The organism is Bacteroidales bacterium, from assembly GCA_016709865.1.
In the GTDB taxonomy this organism is placed as follows: domain Bacteria; phylum Bacteroidota; class Bacteroidia; order Bacteroidales; family VadinHA17; genus LD21.
On record JADJLX010000005.1, the window covers coordinates 1,241,802 to 1,265,373 of the forward strand.

Annotated in this window: 22 protein-coding genes and 1 pseudogene; 18 read left to right on the forward strand and 5 right to left on the reverse strand. The window is 39.8% G+C overall.

Going from position 1 to position 23,572, the window contains the following annotated elements; genetic code table 11:
* The first annotated feature begins 34 nt into the window (after positions 1-34).
* The 14 genes from IPJ16_13730 to nuoE all read left to right on the forward strand — a co-directional run bounded on the left by IPJ16_13730 (position 35) and on the right by nuoE (position 13,000).
* Positions 35-1,660, forward strand: a complete 1,626-nt coding sequence (locus IPJ16_13730; GenBank protein MBK7628232.1) for a M28 family peptidase — start codon at positions 35-37, stop codon at positions 1,658-1,660.
* Between the two features lie 124 nt (positions 1,661-1,784).
* Entirely contained in the window at positions 1,785-2,798 is a 1,014-nt protein-coding gene (locus tag IPJ16_13735; protein ID MBK7628233.1) for an NAD-dependent epimerase/dehydratase family protein, read from the forward strand.
* Positions 2,776-3,528 (forward strand): CPBP family intramembrane metalloprotease, encoded by a 753-nt coding sequence (locus IPJ16_13740; protein MBK7628234.1) that lies wholly within the window; start codon positions 2,776-2,778, stop codon positions 3,526-3,528. The genes IPJ16_13735 and IPJ16_13740 overlap by 23 nt, the downstream gene beginning before the upstream one ends.
* On the forward strand, positions 3,525-4,343 hold the full coding sequence (locus tag IPJ16_13745; GenBank protein MBK7628235.1) for an SDR family NAD(P)-dependent oxidoreductase: 819 nt from the start codon (positions 3,525-3,527) through the stop codon (positions 4,341-4,343). Before IPJ16_13740 ends, IPJ16_13745 begins: the two co-directional genes overlap by 4 nt.
* 258 nt (positions 4,344-4,601) lie before the next feature.
* Positions 4,602-4,946: a hypothetical protein gene (locus IPJ16_13750; protein ID MBK7628236.1), complete on the forward strand. Its 345-nt coding sequence runs from the start codon at positions 4,602-4,604 to the stop codon at positions 4,944-4,946.
* Between the two features lie 2 nt (positions 4,947-4,948).
* Positions 4,949-5,374: an anti-sigma regulatory factor gene (locus IPJ16_13755; protein MBK7628237.1), complete on the forward strand. Its 426-nt coding sequence runs from the start codon at positions 4,949-4,951 to the stop codon at positions 5,372-5,374.
* Positions 5,375-5,384: 10 nt separating this feature from the next.
* Positions 5,385-6,752, forward strand: a complete 1,368-nt coding sequence (locus tag IPJ16_13760) for a 4Fe-4S binding protein (GenBank protein ID MBK7628238.1) — start codon at positions 5,385-5,387, stop codon at positions 6,750-6,752.
* A complete protein-coding gene (locus IPJ16_13765; GenBank protein ID MBK7628239.1) occupies positions 6,739-7,077 on the forward strand; it encodes a serine kinase in 339 nt (112 codons plus the stop codon). Before IPJ16_13760 ends, IPJ16_13765 begins: the two co-directional genes overlap by 14 nt.
* A complete protein-coding gene (locus IPJ16_13770; protein MBK7628240.1) occupies positions 7,077-7,814 on the forward strand; it encodes a PHP domain-containing protein in 738 nt (245 codons plus the stop codon). Before IPJ16_13765 ends, IPJ16_13770 begins: the two co-directional genes overlap by 1 nt.
* Positions 7,811-8,380, forward strand: a complete 570-nt coding sequence (locus IPJ16_13775) for an ATP-binding protein (protein ID MBK7628241.1) — start codon at positions 7,811-7,813, stop codon at positions 8,378-8,380. The genes IPJ16_13770 and IPJ16_13775 overlap by 4 nt, the downstream gene beginning before the upstream one ends.
* A 100-nt stretch (positions 8,381-8,480) precedes the next feature.
* Complete coding sequence (locus tag IPJ16_13780) at positions 8,481-8,882, forward strand: (2Fe-2S) ferredoxin domain-containing protein (GenBank protein ID MBK7628242.1); 402 nt, start codon at positions 8,481-8,483, stop codon at positions 8,880-8,882.
* A gap of 12 nt (positions 8,883-8,894) precedes the next feature.
* Positions 8,895-10,688, forward strand: coding sequence for a 4Fe-4S binding protein (locus tag IPJ16_13785; GenBank protein ID MBK7628243.1), 1,794 nt, complete (start codon positions 8,895-8,897; stop codon positions 10,686-10,688).
* Between the two features lie 11 nt (positions 10,689-10,699).
* Positions 10,700-12,478 carry an iron hydrogenase small subunit gene (locus IPJ16_13790; protein MBK7628244.1) on the forward strand — a complete coding sequence of 593 codons (1,779 nt, stop codon included), beginning with the start codon at positions 10,700-10,702 and terminating at the stop codon, positions 12,476-12,478.
* Positions 12,479-12,511: 33 nt separating this feature from the next.
* Positions 12,512-13,000 carry an NADH-quinone oxidoreductase subunit NuoE gene (nuoE, locus tag IPJ16_13795; GenBank protein MBK7628245.1) on the forward strand — a complete coding sequence of 163 codons (489 nt, stop codon included), beginning with the start codon at positions 12,512-12,514 and terminating at the stop codon, positions 12,998-13,000.
* Positions 13,001-13,143: 143 nt separating this feature from the next.
* Here nuoE and IPJ16_13800 read toward each other — a convergent pair whose 3' ends face one another.
* The 5 genes and pseudogenes from IPJ16_13800 to IPJ16_13820 all read right to left on the reverse strand — a co-directional run bounded on the left by IPJ16_13800 (position 13,144) and on the right by IPJ16_13820 (position 19,874).
* Positions 13,144-14,766 carry a hypothetical protein gene (locus IPJ16_13800; GenBank protein MBK7628246.1) on the reverse strand — a complete coding sequence of 541 codons (1,623 nt, stop codon included), beginning with the start codon at positions 14,764-14,766 and terminating at the stop codon, positions 13,144-13,146.
* A 6-nt stretch (positions 14,767-14,772) separates the two neighbouring features.
* Positions 14,773-15,981 carry a hypothetical protein gene (locus IPJ16_13805; GenBank protein ID MBK7628247.1) on the reverse strand — a complete coding sequence of 403 codons (1,209 nt, stop codon included), beginning with the start codon at positions 15,979-15,981 and terminating at the stop codon, positions 14,773-14,775.
* A gap of 11 nt (positions 15,982-15,992) precedes the next feature.
* Positions 15,993-17,591: a cytochrome C gene (locus tag IPJ16_13810; GenBank protein ID MBK7628248.1), complete on the reverse strand. Its 1,599-nt coding sequence runs from the start codon at positions 17,589-17,591 to the stop codon at positions 15,993-15,995.
* 79 nt (positions 17,592-17,670) lie between these two features.
* Positions 17,671-19,002 (reverse strand): NAD(P)-binding domain-containing protein, encoded by a 1,332-nt coding sequence (locus tag IPJ16_13815; GenBank protein ID MBK7628249.1) that lies wholly within the window; start codon positions 19,000-19,002, stop codon positions 17,671-17,673.
* 3 nt (positions 19,003-19,005) lie between these two features.
* Positions 19,006-19,874 (reverse strand): annotated as a pseudogene (locus tag IPJ16_13820) (hypothetical protein).
* Between the two features lie 259 nt (positions 19,875-20,133).
* On the opposite strand from IPJ16_13820, the gene IPJ16_13825 reads away from it, so the two are divergent.
* From IPJ16_13825 to IPJ16_13840, 4 genes are all read left to right on the forward strand, one after another.
* The gene (locus IPJ16_13825) at positions 20,134-20,391 is read left to right on the forward strand and encodes a hypothetical protein (GenBank protein ID MBK7628250.1); all 258 of its coding nucleotides are present in this window, start codon (positions 20,134-20,136) and stop codon (positions 20,389-20,391) included.
* Positions 20,385-20,705 (forward strand): type II toxin-antitoxin system PemK/MazF family toxin, encoded by a 321-nt coding sequence (locus tag IPJ16_13830; GenBank protein ID MBK7628251.1) that lies wholly within the window; start codon positions 20,385-20,387, stop codon positions 20,703-20,705. Before IPJ16_13825 ends, IPJ16_13830 begins: the two co-directional genes overlap by 7 nt.
* A gap of 265 nt (positions 20,706-20,970) precedes the next feature.
* Positions 20,971-21,348: a BlaI/MecI/CopY family transcriptional regulator gene (locus tag IPJ16_13835; GenBank protein MBK7628252.1), complete on the forward strand. Its 378-nt coding sequence runs from the start codon at positions 20,971-20,973 to the stop codon at positions 21,346-21,348.
* The gene (locus tag IPJ16_13840) at positions 21,345-23,417 is read left to right on the forward strand and encodes a hypothetical protein (GenBank protein ID MBK7628253.1); all 2,073 of its coding nucleotides are present in this window, start codon (positions 21,345-21,347) and stop codon (positions 23,415-23,417) included. Before IPJ16_13835 ends, IPJ16_13840 begins: the two co-directional genes overlap by 4 nt.
* Positions 23,418-23,572 lie beyond the last annotated feature (155 nt).

Here is a 23,572-nt window from a genome sequence, read left to right on the forward strand (position 1 = left end):
CTCCGTGCTCTCCGTGGTTAAAAAAAAAGTTAAGATGAAAAACCTACCTTATGTTTTGTGCAGTATTATAATGCTGTATTCTTGTAGTAATTATGATCTGAAAAGAGGCGAGAACAGCATTACTGTTGCCGATATGCAGAAGTATGTCAGCAAACTCGGATCGGATGAATTCATGGGCAGAAAACCATTCACTCCCGGTGAGAAAATTACAATAAACTACCTTGCAGATCAGCTGAAAGAAATAGGTTTTGAGCCAGCTTTCAACGGATCATATTTTCAGCCTGTACCAATGGTGGAGATCAGCTCCGCGGTCGAGGGTAAGGTAAATTTCCAGTCAGGGATTAAAGCAATCTCTCTGAATGCACCTGACGATATTGCTGTAACCTCTCCACAGCAATCTGAAAATATATCAATAAGTAAATCCGAAATGGTCTTTGCAGGTTTCGGCATAGTTGCTCCTGAGTACAACCGCAACGATTACAACGGATTGGATGTAAAAGGCAGGACTGTTGTTATAATGATAAATGATCCTGGGTTATATACCGGTGACACTACTTATTTTAAGGGAAGAGAGATGACTTATTATGGCCGCTGGACATATAAATTTGAAGAAGCTGCCAGACAGGGCGCTCGGGGAGTTCTCATTATTCATGAAGACGAAGGTTCAGGTTATAAATACACAATTCAGAGAAAGAGCTCCATTTCACCGAGGTTGTACATGCAGAGAGCCGACAGTAATAAAACTCTCTGCGAATTCACAGGCTGGCTGTCAGCAGAATCGGCAGACTCCCTATTCAATCTAATCGGTTATAGCGTGAAGGAGCTTAGAGAACAAGCCTGTAAAAAGGACTTCAGGGGATTTGAAATGAATTCTGAGATCTCATTTACAATTCAAAATAAAATCAGATACAACACATCAACAAATGTGGCAGGGGTACTGAAGGGTACAGCAAGGGGAGATGAATGCATAGTATATACTGCTCACTGGGATCATTTCGGAATTGGGGAAAAAGAGAACGGAGACTCTATTTATAACGGGGCAGTGGATAATGGCACATCAATGGCATGGGCTCTTGAAATCGGTCAGGCATTCTCCGGTTTGAAAAATCCCCCTGAACGATCAGTTGTTATTCTGTTTCCAACTGCCGAGGAGCAGGGATTGCTGGGCTCTTCTTACTATACCGAAAATCCTGCTTTTCCGATGGCAAAGACAGTGGCCTGTTTTAATAACGATCTGATGCTGCCATTAGGCCGGATGAAAGACGTTATGATAACAGGCTTCGGTCAGTCTTACCTTGATGAAATGATAAGTGAAGGCGCTGCCCGACAGGATCGGTATGTAACAGGTGATCCCAACTCCCATACTGGTATGTATTTCAGGTCCGATCATTTTCCTTTTGCTAAAAAAGGTGTGCCATCGGCTTTTGCCAGGGGGAATGTTGAGAGTCGTGAGCACGGAAAAGAGTGGACTGCAAAAATGGAAAAAGATTATATCGATAATAAATATCATCGTCCTGCTGACAATTATGAACCTGACAACTGGGATCTGAATGGAATTGCGGAAGATGCAAGACTGGTCTTCTTTGCAGGTTACAGGCTTGCCAACTCAGATTATTTTCCTGAATGGAAACCTGGTTCTGAGTTCAGAAAGCTGAGGTGACTCTTTTCCTAAATTATTTCCTAAAAACTTTGGATTCTATCGGAATTTCCATAAATTTGATTAATGCTAAACCGATCAAAAAAGGATTTCCATTTACCTAAAACACAATAGAAATCTGACACTTATGAAGGTTCTGATTACAGGAGGAGATGGAATGCTTGGGAGTAATCTGGTAAGGATTCTCATCGGGCAGAATTATGTTGTGAGCGTATTCATTCATCCTTCTTCAAAATCCACCACCCTCGACGGTCTGAATATCACGAAATACTACGGCTGTATCCTTCAGAAAGATACTATCGACAAGGCTGTACCTGGTCATGATATTATCATACATGCTGCAGCTGCAACTGATGTGTGGCCTGCACGCTCCGAAAAAGTCAGGAGAATCAACATTGAGGGCACTGAAAACATAATCGCATCAGCCCTGGAAAATAAGATTAAAAGGTTTATTTATATTGGTTCCGGAAGTTCGGTAAATGTCCAGTGTGGCTCCACCGACAGCAAGTATGAATTCCCCGGCGCAAAATATGGACTGGATTATATCGATTCTAAATTTATTGCCCTTAACCTGGTTATGGATGCAGTGAAGCAGAAAGGCTTGCCTGCCCTGGCTATTTTACCCACCTTCATGATCGGTCCGTTTGATTCATTACCAGGCTCAGGAAGGATGATCCAGACACTGGCCTCAGGGAAACTTAAGTTTTATACAAAAGGAGGCCGCAATTTTGTTTATACCAGAGATGTGGCAAATGCTGTCGCCAACAGCCTGCATATGGGGAAGATAGGCAAGTGCTATATTGCCGGCAATGAGAATTTATCATATAAGGTTTTCTTCTCAAAAGTTGCGCGGATCGTCGGACAGAAAGAGCCAAAGATTAGAGTCTCAGGATGGCTTGTCAAAACTTTTGGATATCTGGGTGATATTTCGGGAATAATTCTGAAAAAACCGCCACTCCTCACCTATCCTATGGCCAGAATATCGGTTGAAGATAATTTTGTTTCCTGCGAAGATGCAGTTAAGGAACTCAATATGCCTCAAACCAGAATAGAAGAGGCCATTAGTGATTGTTATAACTGGTTTATCCAGAATGGATACCTGAATAATCAAAAAAAACATGCTGAATCTGTTCAAAATTGATTTGTCGTGGCAGCAGGACGACATCTATGCATTCTTGCCCATAGTTTTAGCTCTGGTCTTTTTCTCAATTTATTGGTTCATATCCAAATCAGAGAGTTTTAAGAAATGGTTCTATTTAAAAAATGAACCTGATCAGGCATCTGTAAATCATATCACTTTCAACAGAGTCACCGGATTCGTTTCCATGGGTGTTTTCCCATTGGTAATTTGCCTTATCTTTCTTCCGGGATATTCACTGGACTCCTTCGGTCTGACCTGGAATTCTGAAACGGCTCTCACTTCACTCCTGTGGACTATCGGACTCTCTGCCGTTGTTATTCCAGTTGCATATATGAGTGCACAAAAACCTGAAAATCTGGTTAACTATCCTCAGATAAGGGCAAGGAAATGGACCAATAAAACTGTAATTATAAATGCCGCAGGCTGGGCCCTGTATCTCTTTGGATATGAGCTTCTCTTCCGCGGTGTTCTGCTGTTTCCGGTCGCAGGGCATCTTGGAATCTGGCCGGCTATTGCCATCAATATAGCATTATACGCTGCAACACATATACCTAAAGGGATGTCGGAAACCATTGGGGCAGCTCCGCTTGGTCTCATACTTTGCATATTAACTCTCTCCACCGGGACTATCTGGATTGCATTTTTTGTGCATCTGGCAATGGCCCTTACAAATAGTTTCACGGCATTGAAATTTCATCCCGACATGCAATATATCCGTTCCGGAAAATGAAATCGCAAAAGTTTCATGGAAAGGTAGCCGTTATTACCGGTTCCAGCAGAGGGATCGGCAAAGCAATAGCAATGGAACTTGCTTTAAATGGAGCAAGTATTGTTTTGAATGGAAGAGATAAAGTACGTCTTCAGGAAACGGAAGCTGAAATCAGAAAGATCAGCGAAAAGGTTATAAGTATCTGTTGTGATGTTTCAGCAGCCGAAAGTGGAAAATCCCTTATAAATGAATCAATAAAGGCATTCGGAAGAATTGATATTCTTATTAATAATATCGGGGTCTCTATGCGCGGGAATCTTGCGGACCTCAACCCTGAAGTCTTTAAAACAATATTTGAGAGCAATGTCCTCAGTGCTGTGAATCCTACAATTCCGGCAATAAAATACCTGCGTCAGACAAAAGGGAGCCTGATCTTCATTTCAAGTCTTGCAGGCATCAGGGGACTTCCGTTCCTGTCAGCCTACAGCTCATCAAAAATGGCCCTGAGGGCAATAGCTGAGTCGATAAGAATTGAAGAGAAACAGAATGATCTGCATGTTGGACTTATATATGTTGGCTATACCGAAAATGATCCCGGAAAAGAAACTATTGCAGCCGACGGGTCAAAGATTCTCCTTAATCCGAGAAAGGGAAAAGGAGTCCAGACAAAAGAATCTGTTGCCAAAGCAGTCCTTAAGAATATTTCAAAAAGAAATTTTATTTCTGTTCTAACTCCTATCGGAAAACTTAACGCCTTCATGCAGCCCAGGTTTCCAATGCTCGTCGAAAATATCATTTCAAGAAATCTTAAGAAATTCGAAGAGGAGGGCAAATAACCCGAAACTTCTCTGTGTAACTCTGTGTCCGCCTGAGCTTGCGAAGGCCTCTGTGTAACTCTGTGTCAGTTCTTAAATATTTTTTCACTTTTTTGTGCCTCTTATCACATTATTTAGAACAATTTTAAACTTCTGTTATTTTATTAACATTGTTATTTTATTAACAATAATCTTCTTATCTTTGTATCGTTAATTTGATAGCAGATCTCATAGGGAGTTACTTCAAAACATTAACAGAGACGATTTCGTTAGAATAAAATGACAGTCACAGAAATAACAGGAATAATAAACGGGAAGGTGATTTGCTGCGGAGATAAGTCATCTCCATCATTAGAATATGCTTTTGCTTCAGACCTGATGAGCGATGTACTTACTGTTGAGAAGGATAACCTGATTCTGATAACCGGACTGGCAAACCTTCAGACTATAAGAACAGCTGAAATGTCTGATATTTCTTGTGTAATCTTCGCCAGAGATAAGAAAATTGGTAACGATATTATCTCTCTGGCAAAAGAAAACAATATAATGCTGATAGAGAGTCCGCACTCTGTCTTTCACATAGCAGGTGAACTTTATAAAGCCGGAATTAAACCAATCTATTAATCATGCAATTCAGGCATAAAATAGCAGGAGGTGATTTTGGAAAAGCGGGGAATGCAGCAAGTTCCGTAAAGAAGATCCTTCGTCAGCTTAACATCGACCACTCAATCTCAAAGCGCATTGTAATAGCACTTTACGAGGGAGAGGTAAATGTAGTAGCTCATGCTTATTCAGGTATAATTGATGCGGATATTGACGACACTAAAATAAAAATAACAATTACTGATAAGGGTCCGGGTATAGCCGATATTGAACAAGCAATGCAGGAGGGCTACTCTACTGCAACACCACAGGTGAGGGAGATGGGATTTGGAGCAGGAATGGGCTTGTCTAATATGAAAAAAAACAGCGATTCAATGAAAATCTCAAGCATCCCCGGCGACGGAACGACAGTTGAACTTATAACATTCTTAAAATCCGATGCAAGGTAAAAATCAAAATATGGATTTTCATCATGCCCTCTTTGTGGATAATGATCTGTGTATCGGATGTACGCATTGCATGACAATTTGCCCTACTCAGGCTATCAGGGTCAGAAACGGCAAAGCTATAATCCTTGCTAACCGCTGCGTCGATTGCGGAGAATGCTACAAAGCTTGTCCGGTTTCTGCAATTGGAGTTGAGCAGGATGATCTTGAAATGATCTTCAAATATCCTGTAAGGGTTATCCTCATCCCAAGTGTACTCATTGGCCAGTTTCCAAGGAAAATAATGACATCCGGGATTTACAATGCTCTGAAAGATATTGGATTCACACATATTTACGAGGTTGAGAATACTGTGGATATGGTACTTGAAGCAGGCAAACAATATATGCACGAGCATAAGATACGGCCCCTCATCTCATCATACTGTCCTGCGATTGTACGACTTATCCAGGTGAAATATCCTTCACTGGTTGGCAATATAATGAAGGTCAATCCTCCAATAGATATGTCAGCCATGTATTATCGGGAAAAGCTTAAAAGCAGCGGAATACCGCAGGATGAGATCGGCCTCTTCTACGCTACTCCCTGTGCTGCAAAAATAGCAGCAGTAAAAAGCCCGGTCGGTGAAGTGGAATCTGCAGTAACCGGTGTAATAAACATTAACTTCCTTTATAACAGAATACTAAACTACCTCCAGCGAAAATATACCGAAACAGAACCTCCTCAGACAGATGATCTGCTGAGTTCCAAGGGTATTCTGTGGAGCCTTACCCGCGGAGAACTTGTACACTCAAATGGCAGGGCACTGGCAATTGACGGTATCAAAAATGTGAACGAGTTTCTCGAGAATATTGAAAATGAAAAGTTTGACAATATAGATTTCCTTGAACTGAGAGCCTGTGATGAAAGCTGCGCCGGTGGCATACTGATCAGTGGAAACAGATTTCTCACAGTTGAACGGCTGAAAAACCGTGCAGCAGAATATAAGGCCAGGGAAAATGATAAAACCCGCAAACCTCTTGATGGATTTCTGAATCTCAATGAGCATGGATTTCTGGGGAACATTGAGCCCCGACCAATGGGGAAACTTGATGAAGATCTGTCTGCCGCCCTGAAGAAGATGGAGCGTAAACGCAGGCTGATGTGCTATTTACCGGGATTTGACTGTGCCGGATGCGGAGCACCTGATTGCCAGACGCTTGCTGAAGATATAGTACAGGGAGATGCTCAGGTCTCACACTGCATCTTTTTACAGCAGCAGATGACTAGCCAGAACCTGCTAAGCCAGGAACAGGCCGTAAGAATAACAGGCAATATCTGGGGAAAAGAAAGACTCGAAAAAAACTGTAATAAACTTGGAGCTGAAGATGAAAATAACTGATATCATACAGCATCTTGACCTGAAGGTCCTTTCCGGACAAAATGGTCTGTCAAACGAGATTAAAGGCGGCTACGTATCCGATCTTCTTAGCGATGTGATGGGTAATGCTAAAGAGGGTGAGATCTGGATAACACTGCAGACACATCAGAATATAATAGCTGTTGCATCATTGAAAGACATCGCTGCAATAATTATTGTAAAAGGAGCAGATCCTGAAAAAGACACAATTGAAAAAAGCAATACTGAAAATATCCCCTTACTGGGAACAGAACTGGATACATTTACTATTGCCGGACGTTTATTTGAATTACTGAAAAAGGAATGATACTTCTCAAAGCAGATCTTCATATTCATACCGTTCTCTCTCCCTGCGGAGATCTGGATATGAGTCCTGTAAGAATAGTAGAAGAAGCTGAGAAGAAGGGCCTTGATATTATCGGCATCACCGATCATAACACAACACGTCACTGCAGGCTCATATCAGAACTGGCAAACGACAAAGGGATTTTTGTTATGCAGGGTGCTGAAGTGACAACAAAAGAGGAAGTACACTTCCTCGCGTTCTTTGAAAATAATGACACACTCAACAAATTTCAGGAATTTCTTGACGAAAACCTGCCTGAGATAATGAACGATCCTTCGAAGTTCGGTTACCAGGTTGAAGTAGACAGGGATGAAATGATTATTTATGAAGAAAAGAAACTTCTTCTGAATGCTATCAAAAAAAGCATAAGTGAATTGGAAATATTTGTCCATTCATTGAAAGGACTTTTCATCCCGGCACATATCGACAGAAAGAAGAACAGCATTTACAGTCAGCTTGGATTTATCCCCTCTGATTTCAATGCAGATGCCCTGGAGATCTCAAGAGCAAACTCACCTGAGGTTTTTAAATCATTACATCCGGAGGTGAAAGGTTTTAGTGTGGTTCGCAACTCTGATGCTCACCGCCTCGAAGATATCGGTGCGGCAAGTACAATGTTACAGGTTGAAAAACCATCGTTCTCAGAGGTATTTATGGCAATTAAAGGGTTAAAAGGAAGAAAGTTAATAACAGAATGAAAGCTCTGGCGCTTAACATACTCGATATCATACAGAACTCTATCAGGGCGAAAGCCACAGAGATCTCTGTCAAAATTGCAGAATCGGAGTCATCAGATCTTTACAGAATCACAGTATCTGACAACGGGGAAGGAATACCATCTGAAATTATTGACAATGTTACTGATCCTTTTGTGACAACAAGAACGAGAAGGAGAATGGGACTCGGGCTGCCGCTGCTAAAATATCATGCAGAAATGACCGACGGAAATCTTGAAATAGAATCGGAACAGGGTAACGGAACGAGAATAACAGCAACTTTTTCAAATCGTCATATCGACCGTCAGCCTCTTGGTGATATTGTTGGTGTTCTAATCATCTCAATTGCAGCTAATCCGGGAATCGAATTCCGGTACAATCACAGCACTGACAGGGGTGAATACTGTTTTTCATCGGCAGAGACAAAGGAGTATCTTGGGATTACATCATTATGCGAGAGGGAATTACTTGAAGATCTATCGGATATGATAGGTGAAAACCTGAAAAATATAGAGGTGTCAGGATTTAAACTTAAAGAAAAGGTATAACTGTAAATATGCAGTTAAAAGAAATAAAATGAATAAATTTAAGGAAGCAAATAATACAGAACGATTACTTATATCAAAAACAAACTAAACAAATAAAAGCATGTCAAAAATCACGTCACTCGCGGATCTCAAAAAGAAACGCGAAGAATTAAAGAGCGGGTTGGACATCCGGGTTAAAGCCATTGATCCTGAATCTGTTGTACAGGTTAAGGTTGCAATGGCAACATGCGGTATTGCATCAGGTGCAAAAACCGTTATGGAGTTTTTCCTGGAACAGCTCGAAAGAAGAAATATTCCTGCAGTTGTAACTCAGACAGGCTGTATGGGTTATTGCTATGCAGAACCAACAATTGAGGTAAAGCTTCCGGGAGAAGAGCCCGTAGTATTTGGATTTGTTGACCTGAAAAGGGCCGATCAGATCATAGAAAAATATATTAAAACAGGGGAGCTTGTCGACGGTATCATCCCTGTCAATTACCAGAGTATAGACTTTAAAGAATAAGGAGGAAATATTATGTCAAAATACAGTATGCATCTCCTGGTTTGTGGTGGCACAGGTTGCCATGCCTCGGAAAGTGATGCTATTGTCTGCAATTTAAGAGATGAACTGGAAGCTAAAGGCCTTGTTGATTCTGTACAGGTCATACTTACCGGTTGCTTCGGTTTCTGCGAGAAAGGACCAATTGTGAAGGTAATGCCCGACAATACTTTCTACGTACAGGTGAAACCTGAAGATGCTCAGGAGATTGTGGATGAACATGTTATAAAGGGAAGAAAAGTTACCAGACTTCTATATAAAGACCCTGTAAGCAAGGAATCTATTTCTGATTCAAAGCACATGGGTTTCTTCAAAAAACAACTAAGGATTGTACTCCGCAACTGCGGTTTCATTAATCCTGAGAATATCGACGAGTACATTGCCCGTGACGGATACCAGGCTCTTGGTAAGGTTCTTAGCGAAATGAGCCCTGAAGAGGTGATTAAAGTTATTAAGGATTCAGGCCAGAGAGGGCGCGGTGGAGGCGGTTTCTCAACAGGACTGAAATGGGAACTGGCCCGTAAAAGTGTATCTGACGAGAAATATGTTGTTTGTAATGCCGATGAGGGAGACCCCGGAGCATTCATGGACAGATCAGTTCTTGAAGGTGATCCTCACTCAGTACTTGAGGCAATGGCTATTTGCGGATACAGTATCGGTGCATCAAGCGGACTGATTTATATCCGTGCAGAATACCCGCTGGCAATTGAAAGACTGAAGATTGCGATTAACCAGGCAAGAGAATACGGACTGTTAGGCAATAGCATTTTCGGTACCGGTTTTAATTTCGATATTACTCTGCGCTATGGTGCAGGTGCTTTCGTTTGCGGTGAGGAAACTGCTCTGATACATTCTATGGAAGGTCTGAGGGGCGAACCTACAGTTAAACCTCCTTTCCCTGCAGAATCAGGTTATCGCAACAAACCAACGAACGTAAATAACGTTGAGACATTTGCTGCAATCCCTGCCATCATACTGAAAGGATCGAAATGGTTCAGCAGTATCGGAACTGAGAAATCAAAAGGCACAAAGGTATTTGCACTTGCCGGTAAGATAAATAACGTCGGACTTATAGAGGTACCAATGGGTACAACCCTCCGTGAAGTAATATTCGAAATTGGCGGAGGAATAAGGGGCGGTAAGAAATTCAAAGGTGTTCAGACCGGCGGACCGTCAGGTGGCTGCCTCACAGAAAAACACCTCGACACTCCTATTGATTTCGACAACCTTATAGCTGCCGGCTCAATGATGGGTTCAGGCGCTATGATCGTTCTTGATGAGGACGACTGCATGGTATCAATGGCAAAATTCTTTCTTGAATTTACTGTTGAGGAGTCCTGCGGTAAATGTGCACCCTGCAGAATAGGAAACAAGAGATTACACGAACTGCTTGGTCAGATAACCGAAGGAAAAGGAACTCTTGAAGATCTTGACAGGCTTAAGAACATGAGTCTTGTAATTAAAGATACTTCACTCTGCGGTCTGGGACAGACATCTCCAAATCCTGTTCTTTCGATGCTCGAAAATTTCAGGGAAGAGTATGTTGCCCATGTTACCAGCAAGAAATGCCCTGCAGGTCAGTGCAAGAGTCTTATGGAATATGTTATTAATGCCGAAAATTGCGTCGGATGTACTGCATGCGCAAGGGTTTGTCCTGTGAATGCTATAACAGGTGAGAGAAAAGAGGCTCATCTTATCAATGCTGCAACCTGTATTAAGTGCGGTGCATGTATGGAGAAATGTAAGTTTGATGCAATATTTATCAGATAATCAAAGAAATAATGGAAACAATAAAGCTTACTATTGATAATAAAGAGATTGAAGTACCAGGGGGTACTACAATATATAAAGCGGCAAGGGAGCTGGGGATTGATATTCCTACCCTCTGTTATATGGAGCTGCATGACATGGGTATTGAAAATAAACCAGCTGGCTGCAGGATCTGTGTGGCAGAAGTACAGGGAAGAAGAAACCTTGCTCCTACCTGTTCAACAAAATGTGAACCGGGGATGGTTGTAAAAACACATACAACGAGGGTATTAAATGCACGCAGAACAGTGATGGAATTCATTTTATCAGACCATCCGAAAGATTGTCTTGTCTGCTCCAAGTCGGGCAGTTGCGAACTGCAGGATATGGCCCACAGGCTGGGTATTAGAGATATTCCGGGTCAGGAATACGCTGCAACCTCAACATACAGAAAGGATACATCTCCATCAATTATAAGGAATCTCGACAAATGTATTATGTGCCGTCGTTGCGAAATGATGTGTAATGAAGTGCAGACTGTCGGAGCTCTTTCAGCTGTGAACAGAGGCTTTATGGCAACTGTGGCACCAGCCTTCGAGCAAAACCTTGAGTATTCGACCTGTACCTACTGTGGCCAGTGCGTATCAGTTTGTCCTACAGGGGCACTTACCGAGGTTAATCATGTTCCCCAGGTTCTGAGAGCACTAAATGATCCGACAAAAACTGTTGTTGTTCAGACTGCACCTGCAGTACGTGTTGCCCTCGGTGAAGAGTTCGGAATGGCTCCGGGTACAATTGTTACAGGAAAGATGACTGCAGCTCTGAGGGCTCTTGGATTTGACTATGTGTTTGATACTGATTTTGCTGCTGACCTTACTATACTTGAAGAAGGTACAGAACTTCTTGACAGATTATCGCGCCATCTGAAAGGCGACACAACTGCAAGAATTCCGATTCTTACATCATGCTGCCCGGGATGGGTTAATTTCTTTGAACATTATTTCCCTGATCTTAAAGATGTTCCGTCAACCGCAAAATCACCACAGCAAATGTTTGGTGCTATAGCAAAATCATACTTTGCTGAAAAAATCGGTATCGACAGGAAAGATATGGTTGTTGTTTCAATAATGCCTTGTCTCGCTAAAAAGTATGAGTGCCAGAGAGATGAGTTCTCTGTTGATGGCAATCCTGATGTTGATTATTCAATCTCAACTAGGGAACTAGCTAATTTCATAAAGCAGGCGAACATTGATATTAAAAACCTTCATGACGAGGAATTTGATAATCCGCTTGGAGAATCAACCGGTGCAGCTGTTATTTTCGGAACAACCGGTGGTGTAATAGAAGCCGCCTGTCGTACTGCTTATGAAGTTTATACCGGGAAAAAACTGGAGAGAATTGATTTCACAGAACTGAGAGGAATGGAGGGTGTCCGTTCAGCAACAATTGACTTTAACGGATTACCTGTTAATATTGGTATTGCTCACGGACTTGGAAACGCACGAAAACTGCTCGACGATGTAAGATCAGGCAAATCGCTCTTCCATGCAATTGAGGTAATGGCATGTCCGGGTGGATGCATTGGCGGCGGTGGACAACCATTGCACCATGGTAACTCAGATATCATAAAAGCAAGAGCAAAAGCAATCTATGCTGAAGATAGAAATAAGCCAATCCGGAAATCGCACGAGAACCCATTCATTGTTAAATTATATGATGAGTTTCTTGGTAAACCCGGAAGCGAAAAAGCTCACCATCTTCTTCATACTCATTATTTTGATAAAAAGAAAAAGATCATAGTTAAAAAATAGTATTTAAATATTGATCAACAAAAATTCACGATTATGTCCAGTATAAAAATAGAATTAAGAAAAGAAGATGTGGACTTTATAAAAAGTGTGTGCGCATCTTTTAATAACGACGAACAGGAGCTTATTAATGTTCTGCACTCCTGCCAGGAACATTTCGGATATCTCCCGGCTGAGGTTCAGGAGGTAGTATCTGAAGGACTGAATGTACCGGTTGCCAAAATATATGGTGTGGTAACATTCTACTCATTCTTTACGATGACCCCGAAAGGGAAACACCCGATTAGTATATGCATGGGAACAGCCTGTTATGTTAGAGGTGCTGAGAAAGTTCTTGATGAATTCAAGAAAGAGCTTGGGATCAATGTCGGAGAGTCGACAAAGGACAATAAGTTCAGTCTTTCAAGCCTCAGATGTGTAGGAGCATGCGGACTGGCGCCTGTTGTACTTGTCGGCGACAAAACCTACGGCAGGGTTGCTCCGGATGATGTTAAGAACATTCTGAAAGAGTACGATCAATTGTAAAGAATTTCGGATTTCGGATTTTCGATTTCGGATTTCTAAATCCGCAATCCGCATTCCGCAATCCGCAATCAGAAAAATAGTTTTAGTTTTGGTTTATAGGTAATTAAGAAGCCGGGAGTATTGGTTTGCTCCCGGCTTTTTTATTAAAACCGTTTCCTGATCTGGAAATAGATCCTGTCGTACCGGTCCTGCTTTTCGAATGTACCTTCATAACTTATTGAAAGCGACATCTTATCAAACATCTGCCACGAAATATTTGCTTCAGCTATACTCTGAGGTATACTCAATAAGTTCTCCGGAAGCCTGTAATCCACAAACCGGTATCCGAGACCTGTCTGGACCTTGCTTTTGAAAAAATCGCGGCTCAGATTCAGACTGTAAATCTTTCCGTTTAAATATGCAGACTCCAGCAGAGTTGCTGAAATAGTTGCTGTAATATCTACTACCGGAATCTGGTTATAGGAAAGATAACTATAGATATTCCGGGAAGTGTGCGGATCTGATTTAAGCAGGCGATAACCTGCCTGTACTCCGAATGATAAATCTGTTGTTATCCGGTAACTTCCCTGCAACCTGAAGCCCTGTCTTAGTTCATTTTCAAGTATCCGGTCAACAAACGTTTTGTATGTCTCATAATAAATAACATTCTTCCTTGCATCATATGATCCGGAAAATGACAGTTTGCCTGAAGGTCTGTAGCTTAGCGAGATATAAAGTCCGGTAAGACTAAGATTATTATTAGTCTTATTAGCATTCAGCGAATCAGAGTTAAGCTGATACAGATCAGCCTCCAGTGTGCTGAATAAGTAAATATTCTTTACCAGAGTGTTTGAATGCTGTAAATACAGAAACCTTCTGTCGGTCTTCGAATTATTCATCTGTTGCATAAAGGCAAGCGAGGTCTCGGTATAACCTGATTCTGATTTAGTATTGAAGGCTGTGAATGCTCCAAACTGAAAAAGACTGGCGTCGAATCCATAAGTTGTAAAATCAGGTCTGGAGCCGGCAACCGCACCAAATGAGAATTTGTTCATATTCTTCTCAAACTGGATACCATCCATTGCACCAATGCTAGTCATTCGCGGATTAATCCTGCGACCGAGACTGATCTGGGTGCTTTTATTAATGTTATACCTGGCAGAGAGGCTATAGACTTTTAAAGAATTAAAAACATTATCCTTAACATCCTGCCATTCGCCGGCTTTATGTTTGAAAGAGAGATATGTTTCAAATGAAAACTTTGAGTCTGCAATATTAGCCGCATCAAGTGAAAATGTATAACGGAATCGCTGGGAATTGCCTGAAGGTGTGTTTGACAAATCAGAATATGAGTTCACCGATACGCTTCCCCTGATCTTTTGTTTGAAATCGCTCTCTTTTTTTACAATTTCTGTTGTATCATCATTGACAATAACCGTTGTTATTTTATTAACAACAGATTCATTAACAGCCTCTTCTATTTTAGGATTGGAAGGAATTACTCTGGCAATAACAAGATCCGCAACTGCAAAACCAGTAGATGAAAGAGGTGCACACACACACGATGTTGTAGATAAATTCCTCACAATAAGTGCGGGAATTAACCGTCCTTCTCTCTGTGAGAAAAGAGTATCCCCGGCAACAATTCCTTCAGTTGATTTAAACTTAACATAAATGTTCTGGGTACTGACAAATGAGACCTGACCAGACATGGAGATCTTGACTGTCTGCCCTGAAAGGATGATACAGAAAAATGACACAAGAAATCCTGCAAATAGCTTTTTCATAGTTACTTAGTCTGCATTTCCTTTTGGATGACACTTAAAGCAGGCAGCACTGTCATAGGAGTAACCTCCCTCACCCCTGTGTTTCCTGTCCATGTCAGTCTTGTTATGCTCATGACAGCTAAGGCATGTAAACTGTGCATAATTAGATGCATTGGCATGGCAATCTGTGCATGAGTTCCATTCTCCTCTGTGCTTTCCGGAATATATCGGGAACGATTTTGTATCATGTTGTGCATAAGATGCAGGTTTCCAGTCGGGATTCGTAGTATGACACTGAGTACATGTAACAGAGAATCCGAGTGTCTGGTGTTTTGGATTTGTCGTGCTATTATAATCAACAGCATGGCAGGCATAGCAATCGGTCGGGGTGGAAGTATAATTTCCTCCCTTGTGACAGTCTGCACAGGCAGGTCCTGAATGTCCGAGTGTGAGAGGGAAACGTGAATGATCAAAACTGGCCGGTTTCCAGCCGGGGCTGAGAGTGTGGCAGTTTTCGCAGGTTACCGGGAAATTGGAAGCTTTATGATCAGGATTAACTGATGCATTGTAGTCGGGCAGGTGACATGTATTGCAGACCGGGCTTGCATCGGCATAGCGGCCTGTTGTGTGACAATCATCACATTTAGGCGCAGCATGTCCCTGAACAAGTGCGAAAAAATTGTGATTAAATCCTGCTCCTGCCCACTGAAATGAGTTAACAGGGTGACAGGTTGAACAATCTTCAGAGAAACCTGCTTCAGCATGTTTCGGGCTTGTTGTAGCCTGATAATCTGTACGATGACAATCTATGCAATTTACTCCGATAACATCAAACCGTGCCAGACTCTCTGATTTGTGGCAATCATAACAATCGGCAGTTCTGTGGGCACCCAACAAAGGGAACCTGCTCCTCTGGTGTATATCAGTAATATTATTTACCAGCCACGAAGAAGGTGTATGGCAACGGGAACAATCCTCACCAACTGTTGACTGATGAACATCTGTATGACATTTGTTGCACTCAGTCTCTGCCTCAGCAAACACAAGACTCTTATGGCATAACCTGCAATCAACCTCTTTATGCTGACCTATAAGAGGAAGTTTTGTTTTACTATGATCAAAAGAATAGATCGCCTTGTCAAGCTGCCACCCTTTGGAGCTATGACAGGTGCTGCAACTGACCTTAAAGGCACTCCCGTGCGGAGACTCAGTCTTTTGCTTCGGAAGCAAAAACATAAAAAGCAATATTACAAGTGGCAGGATTCGCATTTGAATTCTTTTAGTTTATACTTCACATAGATCTTTGAACCCTCTTGCTGAGGTTTATGACATTTTGCACATGCCACATTTACATGTTTTCCATCGAGCTTAAATGCCGTATTATCATGATTGAATAACGGCGCCTTCCAGTTCGCAGTGGTATGACAGGCATTACAATCGGTTATTCCATTTTTTTCAAATTGATTAAAATGGTTATCAGTGTGGCATGCTGAGCAATCTTTAGGTAATCCGGCAAATCGCTGATTTATAGCACCATTAACATCCTTCTTATAATGACAGCTTCTGCAATCCTTACCTGCATGAGCACCAGTTAGTTTAAAATCAGTTTTTGAATGATCAAAACTCACTGATGTCCAGCGATTTGTGTTATGACAGGATATACAACTGGCCTCTGGATAATACTTTGCTGATATATATGTCTTATGAATATCTGTATGACAATCCCTGCAGTTTAACCCTATTTCCCTGAAGCTCCATTTCTCCTGCTTTTTATGGCACTCATAACATGGAATTGCAGCATGAGATCCCTCAAGAGGGAAGCGGTTCAGATTATGGTTTTCTACAGAATAATTGAACAGTGTGAATCCTTTAACAGTATGACATTCAGAACAATCAGGTGCCACACCGTTCTTAACAAATTGCTTATTGTGATAATCTGAATGACAATCGGTACAGCGGTCATGCTTTAGAGGATCTGTGAATTTTGTTTTGTGGCAATCATTACATTTCACGATAAGGTGCTTTTCCTCAAGCTTAAAGGCAGTTTTGTTATGGTCGAAGTTATTCATACCGCTCACTGCCTTAAAAGATTCCTCACTATGGCATTGTCTGCAGTTTTGCCCAAACTGATTTGAATGAGGATCTTTATGACAACTTGTACAGTTGCTGTACTGAATACCGCGGAACTGCTGGAATTTTTTCCCTTCGACCGTTTCTACTTTATGGCATTTGGCACAAACGACACTTTTATGCTTTCCTGCAAGCTTAAATTTTGCGTTGTCGTGATTAAATTTTGAAGCTGGAACAAAGGAGTCTTCCTTATGACAATTCAGACATGAGGAGGAAAGTGTTCTGAGATGATAATCTGCATGACAGGTCAGACATTCCGTTTTAAGTCCCAGAAATGTGCTTTTCTTTTCCTTAAGTTTCTGATCTGTAATATACTTTGGATTGTGACACACTTTACATTCCTGCTTTGCATGAGGAATTGAAAGAGAATATCCGGTATTATTATGGTCAAATTTAGTTGTATCGAAACGGATGATCTGAAAGTTCTTTCCATTATGTTCACTATGACATTCAAAGCATTGTTTTCCTTTTACGTCAGTTGATGAATGGTAACCTTTGTTAATATCTGTCCTGCTTTTTATTTCAACATGACAAACCAGACACTTTTCATTTGATACCTTATTTCCCAGAACATGGCACTGGGTACAGTTTGACATTCCTTCCAGATTCGAATGTGCATTTGAAAGCGCACCCGGAGACAACTGTCCTTCTGCTCTGAAAAATGAGATCAGACTAAGAAATAGTACTAGTATAACTTTTATTGCATTCCTGTTCATCTGGTATCTCTTTTCATTTTGCACTTTGCACTTTGCTCTATGCTCTTTGCCCTTTGCTCCTTGCTCCTTGCCCCGTGCTTCAATGTTTCATAACCGTTTCACCAAATTTCTTAGTGATCTTTATACCTGCTTTCTCAAGAAATTGAGTTGGTAATTCACCTCCGGCAAAGATGTAAACCAGATCGTTCTGCAATTCAATAGCCTCTCCGTTATCATTAACTGAAAGTCTAATTGTCTCATCTTCAATTGACAATAGATTCGACTTTAGTTTTAACTCAAGCTTTCCCTCGGCTACTGCTTTATTAAGTGCAATATTATTCAGTGGCTTAATTCTGCTGAATACTTCATTCCGGTATGAAAGAATCACATGGTTTTGGTCTGCCAGAAGCAAAGCTGATTCAATTGCAGAATCTCCGCCTCCAACAACTATAATATGTTTTCCCGAAATCTCCTCAGGCTCGAGCAAACGATAGGCAACTTTTTCCTTCATTTCTCCCGGAACGTTTAGTTTTCGGGGTGTCCCTCGTCTGCCGATTGCCAGCAATACTCTTGCTGAGGTAAATTGTTCATCCTTAATAGTAGTCACTTTAAAAATTCCGCTTTCTGACAGAATTGATTCAACCTTTGAGTTTTCCGAAACAATGATGCCATTTTTATTAAGCACTGTGTGCCACAAATCGAGCAGTTCAGACTTGCTTGTCTCAAACAGTTTGATTTTACCATACAAAGGCAAGTCCATTGGTGAAGTCATAATTATCTTTTTGCGAGGGAAAGTAAAAACAGTTCCTCCCAGGGTATCCTGCTCGAGCAGTAAATATTTTAGTCCATGCTTCTTTGCTGTGAGAGTTCCTGAAATTCCTGCCGGACCTGCGCCAATAATTATAAGGTCGTAATCCGCATTATGGTTTTTATTGAAAGTCTTGATGATGTTTTCAACTGCCTGTCTTCCCTGCTCAACCGCGTTCTTTATAAGGCCCATTCCACCCAGCTCGCCTGCAATGAAAATCCCCGGGACATTAGTCTCGAAATTCTGGCTGACATGCGGAAGCTCCACTCCCCTTTTCTCTGTTCCTATTCTCAGAGTAATGGCTTCGGTGGGACAGGCATGAAAACATGCCCCGTGACCAATACACCTCGAGGCGTTAATTATTGTTGCCTTGCCGTTCCTGATGCCGAGAATATCTTTTTCAGGACAGGCAGCAATACAGGCACCGGTCTGAATACAACTGTTTACGTCTACATAAGGATGAAGAGAAACAGGTTCATGAAGACCCTCCTCTTTTGCAATTTTTATCTTTTCATCAACAAGCCTGGATTCTTTGGTTTTCTTGCGCAGGTAAATAACAATAACAACAACACACAGAATGATTGCCGCACCATATATTAATATACTTTCAACAGTTTGTTCCATGATTCAAAAGATCCATCTGTATCCGAAAAGTATTGTTACACCTACATGTATTACCATAATGATCAGCATTACAAGTGCAAAGGGCAAATGAGCCACATGCCAGTATTTGAACAGGTTCTGCATTGTATCAAGCCGTTCTATCCTTCGGTTTAAACGAATATCATCACGTACCAGGGCCATCACCTTATTATATTCACTATCAGGCAGTTTGTTTTTCCTCAGAACAGTTCTTACTGAATTTAGTGATCTTCTGTCGTCGAGGTACTTTGATATATAACGAACAAAAGGATTTTTCCGGTACAATTCAACTTTCTTTTTATTGAATCAACAAGTATGTTGTAGCTTTCTTCATCGAGATTGTAGTTACTTCTTACAATTCCGGCAACATCACTTTTCATTCCTTTAACCTCATTTAAACTGAGTTCCCTTCCTTCGATAGACCGGGGGATCTGAATATAAATGAAACGACCGATTATACCACTGAAAAAAACCGCAACCATGCTCCAGAAACTGACTGCAACCAATCCGCCGAATTTATATGAAGTATGAAACAAAATAAGTATCGGTCCCAGAGTGCACAAAAATATATGAAACTCGAGCCAGTGTTTCAATAATCCCATTCTTGAGAGAAACCGGTATCTCTTCCTTGCCATGTACGATAACATACCTATTATCATAAAAAGTGATCCTGCAATTCCTAAACCATGACCAATTGTTCCACTTGGTTTAAGGGCACTATGATCCTTATGAAAAACACGTTCTTCGAGACTGATATTATAATAAGATAATCCTCTGTAAATAAGCCATATTGTGACGATAAATACAATTGAAACAAGTGTTATTATGAATATTCTGTGAGAAATTTTTGACATACTTATAGAAGTTTCATTTAGTCAGCAGCTAATCAGGTACAGGCAGAAAGTAAAATTAATGATTTTTATACTTAAACGGCAGTTTTATTAAAATAGTATACCGTAAATAACAGTATTTAGAATCGTTATATTTCAAAGATATCCTGATTCATAAGTTTGCACAAATCAAGGACTAATTTTAATGGCTTCATTAAATAAATAATTAATAATTGTTATAACATGTTATAACAATTATTATCTTTGTATAAAGATATTTAATATGGAAACGACAATAGTAAAAATAGGTAATTCCAGAGGGCTTATAATTCCAAAGAAGCTTTTAAGCACATTTGGTGAGGCAAATCAAGTTGAAATTCAAGAGAAAGATGGAGGGTTAGTAATAACACCATTAGTCGAAAATAAAGTTCGAAGTAATTGGGAACAGATATTTGCTGATGCAATTGCCAAAGGTTTTACACCAGAGAATGATATAATTGATATTGAAAACGATTTTGACAAAAAGGACTGGACATGGTAAAAAGGTTTGAAGTTTGGAATATTGAACTTAACCCAACTCAGGGTTCAGAAATCAATAAAATGCGTCCATGTCTGGTAGTTTCGCCAAATGAAGCAAATAAATTTCTTAATACTGTCGTAATTGTACCAATGACCAGCACGCTTAAACCGTATCCTACAAGGATTAATTGTCATTTTAAAGGCAAGAATGGACAGCTCGTTGTTGATCAAATAAGATGTGTGGACAAGACAAGATTGATTCAAAAATTGGGTGTTATGGATACCAAAACTTGTAAAGAAATCAGTATGCTCATAATAGAAACTTTTAAATATTGACAGTTTTATTCCTCTAGACAATCCTAATAGCCCCCCCTAGATATAACAGCATAAAATTTTAAGATTAATAAGTATACCTGAATTCCCAACGCACAAGCAAGAGTTTGGATTGCTCCAAACACCCGCTATTTTGACTTAACACTAGTACAATTACAACAGAAATAAATATTAAATCAATGTTTTTGAAAAATATTTTTCAAATTATTTGGATAATTAAAAATACAAGTCTACATTTGTAGAGTTATATAGTTAAACGTAGACTGCAATGTATCTAACAACCGCTGAAGAACAAATTATGAAATTGCTCTGGAGACTTGAAAGAGCTTTCATTCGTGACCTTTTGAATGAATTTCCAGACCCTAAACCTGCATCAACAACGGTTTTAACATTATTGAAGCGGATGATCGACAAAGGATTTGTGAGTTACAAGCTGTTCGGAAATTCGAGAGAATATTACCCTTTGATCAAAAAGTCAGATTACTTTTCAGATCACATTAATGGATTGATCAAAGACTTCTTCAACAATTCAACTGCTCAATTCGCTTCATTCTTCGCAAATGAAACAAATATGAATCAGGATGAACTTAAAGAACTTAGAGATCTAGTTGATAAGAAAATTACATCAAAAAAGACAAAAAAATGACAGTGTACATTATTAAATCTAGTATAAGCCTTCTCTTAATGTTTGGGCTTTATTGGTTCTTGTTAAGAAAGGAGAAGCTTTTTGTATTCAACAGGTTTTTTCTTATTATATCAATTGTAATTTCTTTGATTATCCCTTTCGTCGCAATTCCGGTTAATATTCAGAGTAACGATGTTCAGAATAACATTGTTACAGTCTTAAATAGTAACATTTCTGTAAATAGTATTGATCGTAACGTTTTTCCTAATATTACAAATAGTGCTTATGTTGAGGATGATACAACAGAGGAAAAAATATCTTCCAGTATTACTCTTTTTAACATCTTGTCCATTCTATACTTTTCCGTTGTAATCCTATTGCTATTTCGTTTTTTCAAAAACATTATCTTCATCACCCACAAACTATCATTATCTGAAAAAAGAATATATTCAGGATACAAAATCGCTCTTCTTGATCATCAGGTTAATCCATTTTGTTTCTTCAATACAATCTTCATCAACAAACTTGACTATTTGGACAATAAGATTGCGAAAGAATTATTGGATCATGAAATTGAACATTTAAGGCAATCTCATTCTTTGGATATAATTTTTATTGAAATAATCCAAATAATTTATTGGTTCAATCCAATTCTCATTTTGTATAACAGAGCGCTTAGAGTTAATCATGAATATCTGGCTGATAATGGAGTAGTACAATATTCATCCGACATAAATAGTTATGCTGAAAACCTCATTAGTTTTATTGGTTATAAAAGAAACTTTCCCTTAACGAGCGGCTTTAATCAATCATTAACCCGGAAACGATTGATAATGTTAACAAAGGCGAATCCAAATAAAATCATTAATAGCTTTAGAATTTTTATAACAATAAATTTGGCGGTTTTATCATTTCTTTTCCTTAGCTGTATCCCATCAAAATCACAAGGTCTACAAAAGGTCATGGATAGTTCCGGATTAACCAACTTCCAATCTCCAACCGTTAAGGATATAGATGGCAATGTATACAAAACAGTTAAAATCGGCATGCAGATTTGGATGGCTGAAAACTTAAAAACCACAAAATACAATGATGGGTCTGATATACCTTTGGTTATAGATGAGAATAAATGGCAAGAATTCACTCCTGCTTACTGTTGGTATAATAATAATGAAACTGCAAATAAGGATAATTATGGGGCGCTATATAATTGGTATGCGGTTAATACAAATATGCTATGCCCAACTGGCTGGCATATACCAACTAGAGAAGAATTGTTGAATCAACTATTTATTTATCTTTCGAATAATGGATATGGGAAGAAGAACTCAAATGTGGTAGCTAAATCTTTAGCATCCACTAATGGCTGGAATCCTGATTCAATAGATGGCAATGTAGGGTTTGATCAAACCAGAAACAATAGCAGTGGCTTCAATGGACTTCCAGTTGGATACCGATATATAAATGGTGAGTTTGACGTAATTGGTCGTGCAGGACAATGGTGGAGTTCATCAGGTTACAATACATATATGGCCACAGGATTAGTTATTTATGCCAATAATAGTAGTGCTTTTCCATCCACAAACAGCAAGCGTGATGGATTATCTGTTCGTTGTCTTAAGGATTACACAGAAGATGATATTCAAAAATTAAACAAACAAAGAGATAGTATACTTAAATCTTCTACTGCCGCAGATTTCTCTGGAGTTTGGCATCTTAAACAAGATCAAATTTATGAGGAAGTTATACCATCAATACTTACTATTACGCAACAATCCAATAGTATTACATTAACAGGCACATTTGATTTTCTGGAAAAAAAGCCTATCGATGAGACAGTAACGTATTCTCTTGATGGGAAGGAGACAATTACCAAATCTGGAAATACTACACGAAAAGTGACAGCAGAATGGGGACAAAATAAACAATACATAATTATTACAACTGTTAAATTAACCCTAAAAGATGGCTCTATTGAAGAAACCAAATGTGTTGATACGTACAGCATTAATAATGTTTCTAATAATTCAATGATGATCTATTTTGCTGATAATACTAACCCTCAATGGATAACTTACGAGAGAAAATAACCAATTTGTTAATTATTACTTGATACTATTTATCCAGACAGTTTCGTTATACCGTGACAATTTTAAAATTAGAACTAACCATAACACGGATGGTTGAGGTAATAAGCTTACTGCCCATACCAGCGGCCGTTATAGTGCATTTGCGATTTCCTGCC